Raw genomic sequence first — 14,932 nt, forward strand, 5'->3', positions numbered from 1 at the left:
AAATCATGAATGAGATTTTCTTAGGCGTTGGTGTTTTCATCGCTATCGTTGTTATTTTAGTTTTAGTTATCATTGGTGCTAAATCTAAATTAGTAGCAAGCGGCGATATCATCATCGGAATTAATGGCGACCCAGAAAAAGCTATTAAAACATCTGCAGGTAGCAAGCTATTAGGTGCGCTAGCTGATTCAGGTATCTTCGTTTCATCTGCATGTGGTGGCGGTGGCTCTTGTGGTCAGTGTCGTGTTCACATCAAAGAAGGTGGCGGCGATATCCTACCAACAGAACTTGATCACATCTCTAAAGGTGAAGCTCGTGAAGGCTGCCGTTTAGCGTGTCAGGTAAATGTTAAGAACGACATGGAAATTGAGCTTGAAGAGTCAATTTTCGGTGTTAAAAAGTGGGACTGTACAGTTATCTCTAACGATAACAAAGCAACTTTCATCAAGGAGCTTAAGTTACAAATTCCTGATGGCGAGTCAGTACCGTTCCGTGCTGGTGGTTATATTCAAATTGAAGCGCCAGCACACCACGTTAAATACGCTGACTTCGATATTCCAGAAGAGTATCGTGGCGACTGGAACCACTTCGGTTTCTTCGATCTGGAGTCTAAAGTAGACGACGAAACAATTCGTGCATACTCAATGGCTAACTACCCAGAAGAAGAAGGCATCATCATGCTTAACGTGCGTATCGCTACGCCGCCGCCAAGAGACCTAAGCCTTCCATGTGGTAAAATGTCTTCGTACATTTGGTCACTAAAAGAAGGTGATAAAGTGACTATTTCTGGCCCATTCGGTGAGTTCTTCGCGAAAGACACTGATGCAGAAATGGTATTCGTAGGTGGTGGTGCAGGTATGGCACCAATGCGTTCACATATCTTTGACCAACTTAAGCGTTTACAATCTAAGCGTAAAATGAGCTTCTGGTATGGTGCGCGTTCTAAGCGTGAAATGTTCTACGTAGAAGATTTCGACGGCTTAGCTGCAGAAAACGATAACTTTGTATGGCACACAGCACTGTCTGATCCACAACCAGAAGATAACTGGGAAGGTTATACAGGCTTCATCCATAACGTACTTTATGAAAACTACTTGAAAGATCATGAAGCGCCGGAAGATTGTGAGTTCTACATGTGTGGTCCTCCAATGATGAACGCGGCTGTTATCAACATGCTTAAAGATCTTGGTGTAGAAGACGAAAACATCTTATTAGATGACTTCGGTGGCTAACACCATACACAAAACAATAAGTTTTGGTTAGAATACAGGCCTCGTAGCACATAGTGTTACGAGGCTTTTTTATTTCTATACCTAACCCTGTGGTATCTAAAAGGTGAATGCTATGAATAGAGTGTTTTATCGCCAAGGCTTGATGGCCTTTTTTCTATTAACTATGACTTTACTCATGGCTGGCTGCAGCCAAGCAGATAAGGCAGAAGAGCTTTATTTTGAAGGTAAGACAATGGGCACCACTTATCACATTAAGGTGTTTGCAGAGTCTTCAAAGGTTGCAGGTGTTGATTTACATCCTGAGATTAAGCAAGTGCTTAAAGACGTAAATCAGTCAATGTCGACATACATTCCAGATTCAGAAATTAATCAGTTTAACAATTTACCTGCGGGGCAGGTGATGCCAATTAGCGCTGATTTCAGAAACGTAGTAGCTGAATCAATCCGCCTTGGCGAATCAACGAAAACCTTAGATGTCACTATGGGACCACTTATTGATTTATGGGGCTTTGGCCCAGATAAAAAGCCGACTAAACGCCCAAGCGATGAAGCTTTGGCAGCAATGGTTGCAAAGATAGGAGTTGATAAGCTTAAACTTACTGATGCGGGTTTAATGAAAACAATTGATGGTTTAGAACTCTCGTTTTCTGCAACCGCAAAAGGCTATGGTATCGATAGAGTCGCACAAGTGATAGAAAGTCATGGCTTGAAGAATTATATGGTAGAAATTGGTGGCGAGTTGCGTGTATCGGGTATTAAGCCAGACAACATCACTTGGAAAATCGCTATTGAGCAGCCTGATGCTGAGCCTGGCGTTCGTAAAGTGCATAAAGTGATTGAGCCTGGTACCAATGGTATTGCAACATCAGGTGATTACCGCATTTTTTACGAAATGGATGGTGTTACGTATAGTCATCTAATTGACCCAGAAACAGGTATGCCTAGTCGCCATGATTTGGTATCTGTTACAGTTTTGCACCCATCAGCGATGACTGCTGATGGCTTAGCGACAGCGCTTACTGTGATGGGCATGGAACGTGCGCAGCAATACGCTGAGCAGCATGATCTTCCAGTTTATTTAATTGGTAAGTCAGACAATGGCTTAGTAACTTATTCAAGCCCTGCTTTCAAACCTTATTTGTAGCAGGGCAAGAAGCAGTGCATACCCAAGCCACCTCAATATGCAGAATTCAGCGTTTCACAGGTGCTTAATATCAAGGCGTTACTTTGCAACAATGGCAGTCCCTTTTAAGAAGTAACAACGATGAGAGTAAGCGCCTGTGAAGCGCCCAAAGGGTTGGTTTAAAAGCGATTTATACTGCGTTATTGATTTTAACAATAGAACCACTATTGCTTGCAATCAATGCCTTGCCTAAATCGCTTTTAATTCCAACTGAAACTCGCACCTTGAGGTGGTTTGGGTATATAATACACGCAGCCTAATAAATTAGGCTCGATTTAATTGCTGACGATAGGGGCAAAGCAATGTCACTTTTTCTTCTTACATTTGGTCTACTTATTTTAATTGTGGCAGCGATGGCTGTCGGCATGATTGTGCAAAAGAAATCAATGGCCAGTAGTTGCGGTGGCTTAGGCGCTGTTGGTATAGACAAAGCCTGCGACTGTGACGACCCATGTGACAAGCGTAAAAAGCGCATGGCAAAAGAACAAGCCTGGAAAGAGAATCAAATTCTCTAATCAGAAAAAAGCGCCCAAAGGCGCTTTTTTAATACCTACCTTTATGTAGACAGTCACTGTAATTTCTTATCACAATCTTGCGGCAGAATATATCTTGTCTAAACTTTAGTTACAGCCCATGCATTTTAAATTATCAGTTCAAGGAGTGGACGATGGCTTTAGCAAGGAAGCGGCAAATCTGTTTGTCGAATACTAAATACTATCACTGTGTATCCCGATGCGTTAGACGCGCCTACCTTTGCGGAGAAGACACTCTTACAGGTAAATCATATGAACACCGCCGAGGGTGGGTTGAAGATCGTCTGCTTGTTCTTGCGAAGGTATTTTGTATTGATGTGTGTGCTTATGCCGTGATGAGTAATCATACTCATATTGTGCTTTATGTAGATGATAAAAAAGCAAATAGGTTAACCGATAAGGCCGTTCTTTTACGCAGGAATAAGCTCAGTAAAATGACGCCTTTAGGTCAAAACTTCCTCCGTGGTGAGCAATTGAGTGACGTTCAACAGGCCTTTTTAAATAAAGAGGTTGCAGAGTATAGGACTCGCCTTTCTAGCATTAGTTGGTTCATGCGAATGCTTAATGAATATATTGCCAGACGTGCAAATAAAGAAGACGAATGTACCGGGCATTTTTGGGAAGGGCGCTTCAAGAGCCAAGCACTACTTGATGAATCTGCTCTTTTAGCGTGCATGGCCTATGTTGATTTAAACCCTGTTCGTGCAGAGGTTGCGAGGACCCCAGAGCAATCTGACTATACAAGTTTCAAAAAGCGGTGTCAGGGGGCGAAGAATTCAAAACAACCTAAGCTACTAGCTCGTTTTGTTGGTGGTATGAACAAGAATAAATCAAAGGGAATACCTTTTGAGTTAAAGTCATACCTGTTACTTGTAGAGCAAACAGGGCGTTGTATTAGCACGGATAAACGCGGATATATAGATCATCATTTACCTCCTATCCTTGAGAGGCTTAATCTCGAGCCAGCAAATTGGCTTACATTAACAACACTGTTTGAACATTTATTTCACGGTGCTGTAGGACGAATACAAGCTATTGAAAACTACTGTAGTAAAACTGCTCGAAAGCGGCGAAGTAATATAACAAGTTGTAAGTTATTACTTGCTAGCTAATCTTAAATTTCTCTCAACTTTTATTTTTTGCAAAACATTGCAGCTAACTCGTACTTTCAATTCTCAGAAAGCTAAATCTTTTATCTTGGTTTTTACTAGTGGATTAAGCTAATAGGGTAGGTTGCCTACAAAACGAGTATTTTAGGTTAAAAAATCTAAAGTATTTGAAGATTTAGTAGGCACTTTTAAGAGTGCCTGTCTTTCAAAGCGTGTTTTTAATTATGGGTGACTGTCTTTTGTTATTAACTTTCTAGATTAATTAACTCAGTCCCCAAAATAGCATACTTATTTATGCCGTCGGCTTGTAAGAAAAAAGCAGCAGGGGCGTGAAGAGATGGTATTGATGTAAATATACTTTTGCACGCGTAAACTGGCCATTTTGAGGTGTTTTTTAATTTGTTCATATCACCCGAAAAACAGCTATAGCCTTGTTTTAAAATATTTTTATAGCTACTTTCTGTAAGCGTTAACGATTTATTTAAAACAAAGCTATTACCTGCCTTAAAGCTTAGGCTGCTTGCATCTAAACTCGTATAACCTTGGCGGATACTACTTATATCACCTAGCTCTTTAATTACAGGTGACTGTCCTTTATTGTTAATTGCAATATCTATCTGGTAATCACCTAGCTCACTATTTACGATTATGTCGTCTATTAGTAAGTCGACCCAATTGTCTTTAGCGTTAAATGGAATAGCGTGATATTGCGATATCCTCGCGTCTTTCCACTCCCCCGAAGTTAACGAATCAATCGTCTTTTTGTATAAAACACGGTTAACCTTGCGTGCTATTTGTCGGTTTGGATCATTAGGGTACGCTCCTGATTCAATTAATATTGTTCTAATACCCTTTTCCGAAAAAGTATCCCCAAAGCTACGGTATGAGTAACTGTCGTTGTACTTTCCTAAGTGGCCTGGGATTATTGTTTCAACCGTTTTAGCTAAGTGGGCTATAAACTGCATAGCCTCGCCGCGACTTTTATTTACTTCTCTCGCTTCGTTATAGGCTGGCGCTAGCACTGAAATGGTGGCTTGTTTACCTTTTTTTCCTGCTCCGTAATATGCGTTCTGATCATGTAAATTAAAGCCAAAGTCAGGTTTAAACTGATTTGCGGCAGCCATTAGTATTTGCCCTTCTTTTGTGCGAAGAGCTTTAGCATCGCGATTTAAATCAATTCCTTGAGCATTATAACGGGTTTGTACGGCCGCGCCGTCAGGGTTCACCATAGGGATTATGAGAAGGGATATTTTCTGTCGCCAGCTTTTTAGCCATTGTGCGTTTTCATCAGCTGTTATGAAGCTTAAAAAGTCCATAAGTGCGGCAGTTGCAGTGTTTTCGTCGCCGTGCATTTGGCTCCACATCATCACTTTGATTGGGCCTGTGCCAATTTTAAGAGAATTGAGTGCCTGTCCTTGAAATGAGGTACCAATTTGTTCTAGTTTGACGCTAGGATGCTTTGCTACGGTTTTTAAGTGTGGCTCAATATCGGTGTAATAAATCGCGGGTTTATTTAAGCCATTCACTACGGTGTCTTCAATCGTATTTGCGATTGCGCTGTTACTTAATGCTAAAATGGCAGCAGCGAGTGCATATTGACGCATAACTATCTCTTTTATTCTTTATTTTTGGTTTTGTTAGAATATTATATTTTAATGGGTTTGGCTAATCCTTGCTCAGTATTTAATCTTCAGTTAGTACTGACTTAGTATGCTTTAAAACGGTATTTATGCTTTAAAACGTTATTAATATGCTATTTTCATTTTCTTCATTGCTTTTAGCTATATAAAATAAAGTATTAATTTTAAATACTTAGCTTTAATTAAATCGGTTTTTTACACATTGATAACGTGTACTTAAATAATACTTAACTTTGTGCTGCCAAATTCTACTTGTACCGTCTGTTGACTTTGTTATACTCCACACCGAAATTTCAGTAATTACTGAAACTTTATTGATGAAGATCATATTACCGCATTTAAAAATAGGGTAAGCCACTTACCTAAAATGCAGTAAAAGCGATAAAAAGGCGTGGGTTTTGCGAGCAATTAATCAGTCACAAGGTGCCAAACAGTCTAGCTTAGCTAGGTTGCAACTGGCTGCGCGTGCATTTTTTGCTGGTAAAGAACTAATGTCAGTTTTAGCCTTGTTGCTGATTAATTCAGCCATGCTAATCAACGGTACATTAGAAGATGCTCAAGGGCTAAGAAGCTTATTAAGTGAAGGTGCTTTATACGAAATCCCACTACTTAATGTGTTGAGTTTTTTAGCTTACCCTGTGGTGTCTTGCCAATTACTTATTGGTTTATGCTGGTTGGTCTTCCATTTCTTTCCTGCGCGTCGTGCAGGTGTCATTTTACGTAAAGCGGCCTTCGCTGCGCGTGAAACGATAAAGTCTTTAGTAGTACACAGTGCTCATGGCTGTCGTGCTCCTCCTCGTGTAAGTGGTTGTCTGTAAATAAGCTTTGTTGCTTAAGTTCAGCCATTTTAGTCGTTTTCTAAGTTGTCTTTACTAAAGCACCTAGTGGGTTTTTTACGCCCAAATTTCAGTCAGCCAACCTAAATTCCCTTACTTTTTAGCGTGTCGATTTGTCGTGCTCGTTATTCAGCCGAGGGATATCTGTAGCATCTGTTGCAGAAAAGCGTCGTGTACTTATTTCGACAAGTGTTAACTTTTAGGTTGTAGGATATTCCTTTGTCAATTCGAAACCTTTGTAATATTGCTCTAGCGTCTTTAGTGCTGGCTTTGTCTGGCTGTAAAGGCGGGGTACTCGATCCAAAAGGTCAAATTGGTGTCGACGAGAAGTATTTAATTATCGTAGCTACGGTATTAATGCTGATTGTTGTAATTCCAGTTATTGCCATGACAATTTATTTTGCATGGAAATACCGTGATGGACGAGATCAAGAAATTTACGCTCCAAAATGGGCGCACTCAAACAAGATTGAAGCTGTAGTTTGGACCATTCCTATCATTATCGTTGCGATTTTAGGTGTGATCACATGGCAGTCAACGCAACAACTTGACCCATATAAACCACTTGAAGGTAAAGGTGAGCACCTTACTGTTGAAGTTGTTTCTTTGAACTGGAAATGGTTATTCATTTATCCAGAGCAAGGCATCGCTACAGTGAATGAGCTTGTTTTTCCTGCCAATGTGCCTGTGCAGTACAAGATCACCTCAGAAAGCACCATGAATTCGTTTTTCATTCCACAGCTTGGTAGCCAAATTTATTCAATGGCAGGTATGGAAACAAAGCTTCACTTAATAGCTGATGAACCGGGTACTTTTAAAGGCTTCTCTGCTAACTACAGTGGTGCAGGTTTCACCGGTATGAAGTTCGATGCCATTGCAACAGCCACTGAAGCTGATTTCGATGAATGGGTAAACAAAGTAAAAAATACCGGTTCTGCACTGACTAAGCAAAGCTATGTTGAACTAGCAAAACCAAGTGAATACGACCCAGTTAAATACTATGCCAGCGTAGATAAAGATATGTTCCATTCAATCGTAATGAAATATATGCAAGCGCATGGCTCTCACGGTGCAATGCAACACGCTATGCCAGAGCACTCAGCTCATAAGAAGCACAGCGAGGACGAGGAATAATCATGTCGTTGTTAGGTAAATTAACATTAGACGCAATCCCGTTTCATGAACCAATTATCATGGTTACCATGACGGTTGTTGCTGTCTTAGGTCTGTTAGTGGCAGGCTTAGTAACAAAATATAAAAAGTGGGGCGTGATTTGGCACGACTGGATCACCTCAATTGACCATAAGCGTTTAGGTGTTATGTACATTATTCTTGCGCTTATCATGCTTTTCCGTGGTTTCGCGGATGCCATTATGATGCGACTGCAATTAGCAATGGCTACCGGCGGTGCAAGTGGTTACTTACCACCAGAGCACTATGACCAAATCTTTACGGCGCACGGGGTGATCATGATCATCTTTATGGCGATGCCGTTTATGATTGGTTTAATGAACATCATTTTACCTTTGCAAATTGGTGCCCGTGATGTTGCATTCCCATTCTTAAATAACCTTAGCTTTTGGTTAACTGCTGGCGGTGCAATCCTGATTAATATCTCACTATTCTTTGGTGAGTTTGCGAAAACAGGTTGGGTTGCATATCCACCGCTGTCTGAGCTGTCATTTAGTCCAGGTGTCGGGGTCGACTATTATATATGGGCCTTGCAGATATCCGGCTTGGGTACCTTATTAACATCGGTAAACTTCTTAGCGACTGTATTTAAAATGCGTGCACCAGGCATGACATTAATGAAAATGCCTATTTTTACTTGGGCATGTACGTGGGCGAATATCTTAATTGCCGCATCGTTCCCAATTTTAACTGCGGTACTGGCAATGCTAACGCTTGACCGTTATCTCGATTTCCACTTTTTTACCAATGAATTAGGTGGTAACGCGATGATGTACATCAACTTATTTTGGGCATGGGGTCACCCTGAAGTTTACATTCTGATCTTACCTGCGTTTGGTATTTTCTCAGAAGTTATCTCAACTTTTGCTGGTAAACGCCTGTTTGGTTATAAGTCGATGGTTTATGCAAGCGGTGCGATTTCAATTTTAGGTTTTATCGTTTGGCTTCATCATTTCTTTACTATGGGCTCAAGCGCTAACGTTAATGCCTTCTTTGGTGTTATGACCATGGTTATTGCGGTACCGACCGGGGTTAAGTTGTTTAACTGGTTATTCACTATGTACCGTGGTCGTTTACGTATTACTGTGCCTGTCCTTTGGACTTTAGGTTTCATGGTGACTTTCACTATCGGTGGTATGACCGGTGTGTTACTTGCTATTCCTGGTGCTGACTACGTATTACATAACAGCTTATTCTTAATTGCTCACTTCCATAACACCATTATTGGTGGTGCGGTATTTGGTTATTTAGCTGGTTTTGCGTTTTGGTTCCCTAAAGCAATGGGCTTCAAACTTGACGAGAGCTGGGGCAGAAGATCTTTCTGGTGTTGGTTAATAGGTTTCTTCGTTGCATTCATGCCGTTATATGTACTTGGTTTCTTAGGTATGACACGTCGCTTAAATCACACTAACAACCCTGATTGGAACATTTGGTTATACATTGCAGCTGGCGGTGCGGTAATCATTATGTTCGGTATCTTGTTCCAAGTTGTGCAACTTGTAGTGAGCTTCAAAAATCGCGAGCAACTTGATGATACAACGGGCGATCCGTGGAATGGTCATACCCTTGAGTGGGCATCTGCTTCACCTCCGCAGTACTACAACTTTGCGAAAATCCCACATGTTGATGACATTGATGCGTGGACAGATATGAAAGAAAAAGGCTTAGCTTACAAACAAGAAGCCTCTTATAGCCCAATTCATATGCCAAAAAATACATCAGCAGGTGTATTAATGAGCGCAGCTTTAACAACCTTCTGTTTTGCCATGATCTGGCACATTTGGTGGCTTGCAGCCTTTGGTTTACTGGGTGCTATCGTGGTGTTCATCAAACGTTGTTACACCAGCGATGTTGATTACTACGTGCAACCAGATGAAATTGTTGAACTAGAAACGGCTCACAATACAGCCGCTACGAAGGAGGTGAATGCATGAGTACCATTTCTGCAGGACTCGACACCTTAAACAGCGCACACGGTCATATCGATGCACATGACCATGAGCACCACGATACAGGTGGTAACACCGTATTTGGTTTCTGGCTTTACCTTATGACTGATTGCCTGTTGTTTGCATCATTCTTTGCAACCTATGCAGTATTGTTCATGAATACTGCTGGCGGTGTGTCCGGTAAAGACATTTTTGAACTTGATTTTGTTGCGGTTGAAACCGCAGCACTACTACTCAGTAGTATCACTTTTGGTTTTGCGATGATCTCTGCTCACGGGCAGAAAAAGGCGGCTACTTTAACTTGGTTGCTGGTTACCTTTGCCTTTGGTGCTGTGTTTATTGGTATGGAAGTATATGAATTCCATCACCTAATTGCGCATGGCAATGGCCCTCAGCAAAGTGCCTTTTTAACATCGTTCTTCTCTTTAGTGGGCTTACACGGTCTTCACGTTACAGCAGGTCTTATTTGGATGACTGTCCTGATGATTGAAGTTGTGCGCCGTGGTTTAAACCCACAAACAGTGACACGCCTAAGTTGTTTAAGCTTATTCTGGCACTTCTTAGATGTGGTGTGGATCTGTGTATTTACCGTTGTTTATTTAATGGGAGCAATGTAATGAGTCACAGTGAATCACATGTAATTAATAACTTAGAAGTTCATGCACATAATGATCAATCACATGGCAGCGTTAAAGACTATTTAATTGGTTTTGTTTTGTCAGTGGTTTTAACAGCTATTCCATTTTGGGCTGTGATGAGTGGCTCGTTTTCTAAAACGACCACTGCATGGTGCATCGTGAGCATGGCGATTGTGCAAATTTGGGTGCATTTGAAATATTTCTTACACCTAAACTTCAAAACAGAAGACGGCAAAGCAAGTTCATTGTCGTTTATCTTTAGTGCTTTAATCATCGTGATGGTGGTTGGTTTGTCGGTGTGGATCATCTACGAATCGAACGCCATGATGATGTACTAATAACAATTACTTTGTAATTGGTAAAAAGATTTACGAAAGGAGCTGGTTAGTCTGAGGTTGTGTCTCCAGTTCTTACAGTCTGTTACTAACTAGTTTCTTTCGTAATATTGCGTTTGTGCTGAAAATTAGAGGAGTCGAGGAAGTGTTTCGACGTTATTTAAATGTCACTAAACCTGGCATTATCATGGGCAATTTGATCTCTGTCGCTGGGGGATTCTTGCTAGCCTCTCGCGGTGATATTGACCCATGGTTAATGATCGCAACCTTACTAGGGTTATCTTTAGTAGTGGCATCAGGATGCGCGATCAATAACGTAATTGATCGTGATATTGATGTTGCTATGGCGCGCACTCGCAAACGCGTCACAGTAACTGGCGAAATGTCAGCAAAGGCAGCTATGGCACATGGCATCGTGCTTGGTGTTATTGGTTTCGGCTTATTAGCTGTGTATACCAACGTAGTGGCACTCTTATTTGCTACTTTTGGTTACGTCATCTACGTAGGTGTGTACAGCTTATATATGAAACGTCGTTCTGTGTACGGCACCTTTGTAGGAAGTTTATCTGGCGCAGTACCACCTGTAGTGGGGTATTGTGCCGTGACTGGGCAGTTTGATGCTGGTGCTGTGATTTTATTGGTTATGTTTAGTCTATGGCAAATGCCTCATTCATATGCAATTGCAATCTTTCGTTATAACGACTACCAAGCGGCCAGAATTCCTGTGTTACCTGTAGCGCAGGGGATCGAGAAGGCAAAGCATCACATTGTTTTATATATCGCCGTGTATGCGTTGGTTGTGATGTTATTAACCATTAGTGGTTATACAGGTTTAGCCTTTATGGCTGTAGCTTGTACAACGAGTTTTTGGTGGTTGCTAATGGCGCTTCGTGGCTATCGTCGCAATATTGATGTAAGCGGCTGGGCGCGCCAAGTGTTTGCTTTTTCAATTGTAAACATCACGGTTTTGAGCATAGCTATGGCTTTAGATTACCATTCGGTAGCTCCACAGCTACTTGTTTTAACTTAGAAAAAAGTTGCTAACATATCCCAATGTTACAGTAGCAAAGGCCCGGTTTTTTTCTCCACCGGGCCTTTTTTCTTTGTCGTTATTAAAAGCGAGCCGCTTGTTCAACTACAATGCCGTGACGAGCCGCTAAACGGCGATGATCTTTATCATAACCCCCACCAATTACGGTTGCGACAGGTACATTGCGCTCAAGGCAGCGCTTGAAGACTAAATGGTCGCGTTGCTCTATCCCTTGCCAGCTTATATCAAGTTTACCTAAACCATCTTGCTGCCATACATCAACACCTGCATCATAAAGTACTAAATCTGGGTTTAGGGTGTTTAATAAATAACTCAGCGTATCGTCAACAACGCCTAGGTATTCACTGTCAGCGACATTCGGTGCTAAACCTATGTCTAAGTCGCTGGCTGATTTTCGAAACGGAAAATTCTTTTCACAGTGAATAGAGCAGGTATAGGCGTAGGGCTGATGTTCCAGCATTGCTGCGGTACCATCACCTTGATGAACATCTAAATCAAAAATAAGTATATTGGTCACTTCGCCACTTTTTATCAGGGTTTCGCTGGTGAAAGCTAAGTCGTTTACCATGCAATAGCCTGAGCCAAAGTCAGTATGAGCATGGTGAGTGCCACCGGCTAAGTGACAAGCGATGCCATGTTTAAGTGCTAAGCGTGCTGCTTGTAAGGTGCCAAGTGGGGCGGTAAAAGTACGTGCCATCAGCTCTTTTGACCAAGGTAAGCCAATGCGGCGCATCGCCTTTTCATCTAATCTATTATGCCAAAGGTCGTTGATGTAATTTTCACAGTGCACTAATTCAAGGGGCTCTGGGGTGCCAAGCACCGGCTGTGTTAGGTTGTCATTTATTAATCCAAGGCTTTGTACATGCTCATATAAATAAGCAAACTTACTCATCACAAAGCGATGGTTAGGATCGAAACTAAACGAGTAATTTGGGTGATACACCAAGGGTAAGTGGGGATTTAACTGCATAGCTCATTGGATAGCTGAATTTGCTACAGCATAACGAATCTACTGGCAAATGTTTACTCTGGTGCGTGAATTAAATGGCCCAACTCGCGATGTAATAATGCTTCATCACCCAAGTTTAGCTCAATCAGTCGTTTTAAGTGAGTAATACTATCAATATCTATATGTTCACAGCGAAGGCCTGCATGTTGATGCTCAATATGGCACAGCTCCACTTGCATTTTTATCTCGATATTTGACTCTGGCAGGGTAAAGATTAAGTCTGCCTTACTATGAATAGGCACTAAAAATGAATCACTTTTAGTAATAAGCGCACCTTGCAAAGATAGATCAAGTAACTGACAGTGGTAGTCGTTATCTTCGATGCGAAGGATCGCAGGGCAAGAAAATAATACCCGCGAAAACTCTCTGCGTTCATTCATAACTTTATCTCCACCTATATTAACTTAATGAGTATAGATCATTATGAAATTAGTGAGAGAAATGATTATAGCAACAAAAAAGCCCCTAAATCGGGGCTTTTTGAGTATCAGCTAATTAGCCAATTTTTTTGTATTTAATACGCTTAGGTTGTGCCGCTTCTGCGCCTAAGGTTTTCTTCAGCCACTCTTCGTATTCTGTGTAGTTACCATCGAAGAAGTTAATTTGGCCTTCGTCACGGTAATCAAGAATATGTGTAGCAATACGGTCAAGGAACCAACGGTCATGCGAGATACACATTACACAGCCTGGGAACTCTAAAATAGCGTTCTCAAGTGCACGTAATGTTTCAACGTCTAGGTCATTGGTAGGCTCATCCAGTAGTAACACGTTACCACCTGCTTTTAATAACTTAGCTAGATGTAAACGGTTGCGCTCACCACCTGATAAGTCTTTAACGAATTTTTGTTGGTCGTTACCTTTGAAGTTAAAGCGGCCAACATAGGCACGGCTTGGGAATTCAAAGTTACCAATTTTTAATACGTCTTGGCCGTTTGAGATTTCTTGGAAAACGGTGTTGCTTTCGTCCATGTCACCACGGAACTGATCAACGGTTGCAAGCTCAACAGTATCACCAACAAGGATCTCACCGCTATCTGGCGTTTCTTCACCACTTAGCATTTTGAACAGGGTTGATTTACCCGCACCATTAGCGCCGATAATACCTACGATAGCGCCTTTTGGCATTGCAAAGTTTAAGTCATCGATTAATACGCGATCGCCAAAGCTTTTCTTCAGACCTTTCACTTCGATAACTTGGTCACCTAAGCGTGGACCCGGTGGAATGAATAGTTCATTCGTTTCGTTACGCTTTTGGTAATCGTTTTGCTGTAGCTCAGAGAACTGTGCCATACGTGCTTTAGACTTAGCTTGACGGCCTTTCGGGTTTGAACGAACCCATTCAAGTTCTTGCGCGATTGATTTTTGACGTGCTTTTTCAGATTTCTGTTCTTGTTGTAAACGTAAATCTTTTTGCTCAAGCCACGATGAGTAGTTACCTTCCCAAGGAATACCTTCACCACGGTCAAGTTCTAAAATCCAACCTGCTACGTTATCTAAGAAGTAACGGTCGTGGGTTACAGCAACCACGGTACCTTCGTAATCGTGTAAGAAGCGCTCTAACCAAGCAACTGACTCAGCATCTAAGTGGTTGGTTGGCTCGTCAAGAATAAGCATATCTGGTTTTTCAAGTAGTAAACGACAGATCGCAACACGGCGACGCTCACCACCCGAAAGGTGTTCAATTTTTGCATCCCAAGGTGGAAGACGTAATGCATCAGCTGCACGCTCTAACACGTTGTCGATATTGTGACCGTCGTGCGCTTGGATGATAGCTTCAAGTTCGCCTTGCTCTTTAGCAAGTGCATCGAAGTCAGCACCGTCCATTGCATACTCGTTGTATACTTCATCAAGGCGGTTTAGTGCATTTTTAACTTCGCTTACTGCTTCTTCTACTGTTTCGCGAACTGTTTTGCTTTCGTCAAGCACTGGCTCTTGCGGTAAGTAACCGATTTTAGTGCCAGGTTGAGGGCGAGCTTCACCTTCAAAGTCTTGATCAACACCAGCCATAATGCGAAGTAACGTTGATTTACCTGCACCGTTTAGACCTAGCACACCAATTTTTGCGCCTGGGAAAAAGTGTAAAGAAATATCTTTTAAGATAGTGCGCTTAGGTGGCACAACCTTAGAAACTCGACTCATCGAGAATATAAACTTATCTGGTAACACCATGAAAGGAGCCTTCAATTTATAAGAAAAATTAACAGCGTATATTGTAGAGGCTCTGTC

General features: G+C 41.6%; 14 protein-coding genes. 10 read left to right on the forward strand and 4 right to left on the reverse strand.

The genetic code is table 11. The features are described 5' to 3' along the window. The first annotated feature begins 5 nt into the window (after positions 1-5). The 4 genes from nqrF to QUE86_RS11750 all read left to right on the forward strand — a co-directional run bounded on the left by nqrF (position 6) and on the right by QUE86_RS11750 (position 4,060). Positions 6-1,232, forward strand: a complete 1,227-nt coding sequence (gene nqrF, locus QUE86_RS11735; protein WP_130052183.1) for an NADH:ubiquinone reductase (Na(+)-transporting) subunit F — start codon at positions 6-8, stop codon at positions 1,230-1,232. A gap of 112 nt (positions 1,233-1,344) precedes the next feature. After that, positions 1,345-2,376, forward strand: a complete 1,032-nt coding sequence (locus QUE86_RS11740) for an FAD:protein FMN transferase (RefSeq protein ID WP_167659144.1) — start codon at positions 1,345-1,347, stop codon at positions 2,374-2,376. 341 nt (positions 2,377-2,717) lie between these two features. Next, entirely contained in the window at positions 2,718-2,930 is a 213-nt protein-coding gene (gene nqrM, locus QUE86_RS11745; protein WP_036966498.1) for a (Na+)-NQR maturation NqrM, read from the forward strand. Between the two features lie 152 nt (positions 2,931-3,082). Next, entirely contained in the window at positions 3,083-4,060 is a 978-nt protein-coding gene (locus QUE86_RS11750) for a transposase (protein WP_286257379.1), read from the forward strand. A gap of 242 nt (positions 4,061-4,302) precedes the next feature. Here QUE86_RS11750 and QUE86_RS11755 read toward each other — a convergent pair whose 3' ends face one another. After that, a complete protein-coding gene (locus tag QUE86_RS11755) occupies positions 4,303-5,661 on the reverse strand; it encodes a M14 family zinc carboxypeptidase (RefSeq protein WP_286257381.1) in 1,359 nt (452 codons plus the stop codon). Positions 5,662-6,095: 434 nt separating this feature from the next. Between QUE86_RS11755 and QUE86_RS11760 the strand changes: the two genes are divergently transcribed. The 6 genes from QUE86_RS11760 to cyoE all read left to right on the forward strand — a co-directional run bounded on the left by QUE86_RS11760 (position 6,096) and on the right by cyoE (position 11,676). After that, complete coding sequence (locus tag QUE86_RS11760) at positions 6,096-6,515, forward strand: hypothetical protein (protein WP_130052179.1); 420 nt, start codon at positions 6,096-6,098, stop codon at positions 6,513-6,515. A gap of 237 nt (positions 6,516-6,752) precedes the next feature. Next, positions 6,753-7,667 carry a ubiquinol oxidase subunit II gene (cyoA, locus tag QUE86_RS11765; protein ID WP_130052178.1) on the forward strand — a complete coding sequence of 305 codons (915 nt, stop codon included), beginning with the start codon at positions 6,753-6,755 and terminating at the stop codon, positions 7,665-7,667. Positions 7,668-7,669: 2 nt separating this feature from the next. Next, positions 7,670-9,658, forward strand: coding sequence for a cytochrome o ubiquinol oxidase subunit I (gene cyoB, locus QUE86_RS11770; protein ID WP_054554289.1), 1,989 nt, complete (start codon positions 7,670-7,672; stop codon positions 9,656-9,658). Continuing rightward, positions 9,655-10,290 carry a cytochrome o ubiquinol oxidase subunit III gene (cyoC, locus tag QUE86_RS11775; protein ID WP_286257384.1) on the forward strand — a complete coding sequence of 212 codons (636 nt, stop codon included), beginning with the start codon at positions 9,655-9,657 and terminating at the stop codon, positions 10,288-10,290. Before cyoB ends, cyoC begins: the two co-directional genes overlap by 4 nt. Next, positions 10,290-10,649, forward strand: a complete 360-nt coding sequence (cyoD, locus tag QUE86_RS11780; protein WP_130052176.1) for a cytochrome o ubiquinol oxidase subunit IV — start codon at positions 10,290-10,292, stop codon at positions 10,647-10,649. Before cyoC ends, cyoD begins: the two co-directional genes overlap by 1 nt. A gap of 142 nt (positions 10,650-10,791) precedes the next feature. After that, complete coding sequence (cyoE, locus tag QUE86_RS11785) at positions 10,792-11,676, forward strand: heme o synthase (protein WP_054554292.1); 885 nt, start codon at positions 10,792-10,794, stop codon at positions 11,674-11,676. Between the two features lie 82 nt (positions 11,677-11,758). Here cyoE and QUE86_RS11790 read toward each other — a convergent pair whose 3' ends face one another. From QUE86_RS11790 to ettA, 3 genes are all read right to left on the reverse strand, one after another. Next, on the reverse strand, positions 11,759-12,667 hold the full coding sequence (locus QUE86_RS11790; RefSeq protein WP_130052175.1) for a histone deacetylase family protein: 909 nt from the start codon (positions 12,665-12,667) through the stop codon (positions 11,759-11,761). A 53-nt stretch (positions 12,668-12,720) separates the two neighbouring features. Continuing rightward, complete coding sequence (locus QUE86_RS11795; RefSeq protein WP_130052174.1) at positions 12,721-13,086, reverse strand: PilZ domain-containing protein; 366 nt, start codon at positions 13,084-13,086, stop codon at positions 12,721-12,723. A 115-nt stretch (positions 13,087-13,201) separates the two neighbouring features. Further along, complete coding sequence (ettA, locus tag QUE86_RS11800; protein WP_130052173.1) at positions 13,202-14,875, reverse strand: energy-dependent translational throttle protein EttA; 1,674 nt, start codon at positions 14,873-14,875, stop codon at positions 13,202-13,204. Positions 14,876-14,932 lie beyond the last annotated feature (57 nt).

The organism is Pseudoalteromonas apostichopi, from assembly GCF_030297135.1.
Classification (GTDB): Bacteria; Pseudomonadota; Gammaproteobacteria; order Enterobacterales; family Alteromonadaceae; genus Pseudoalteromonas; species Pseudoalteromonas apostichopi.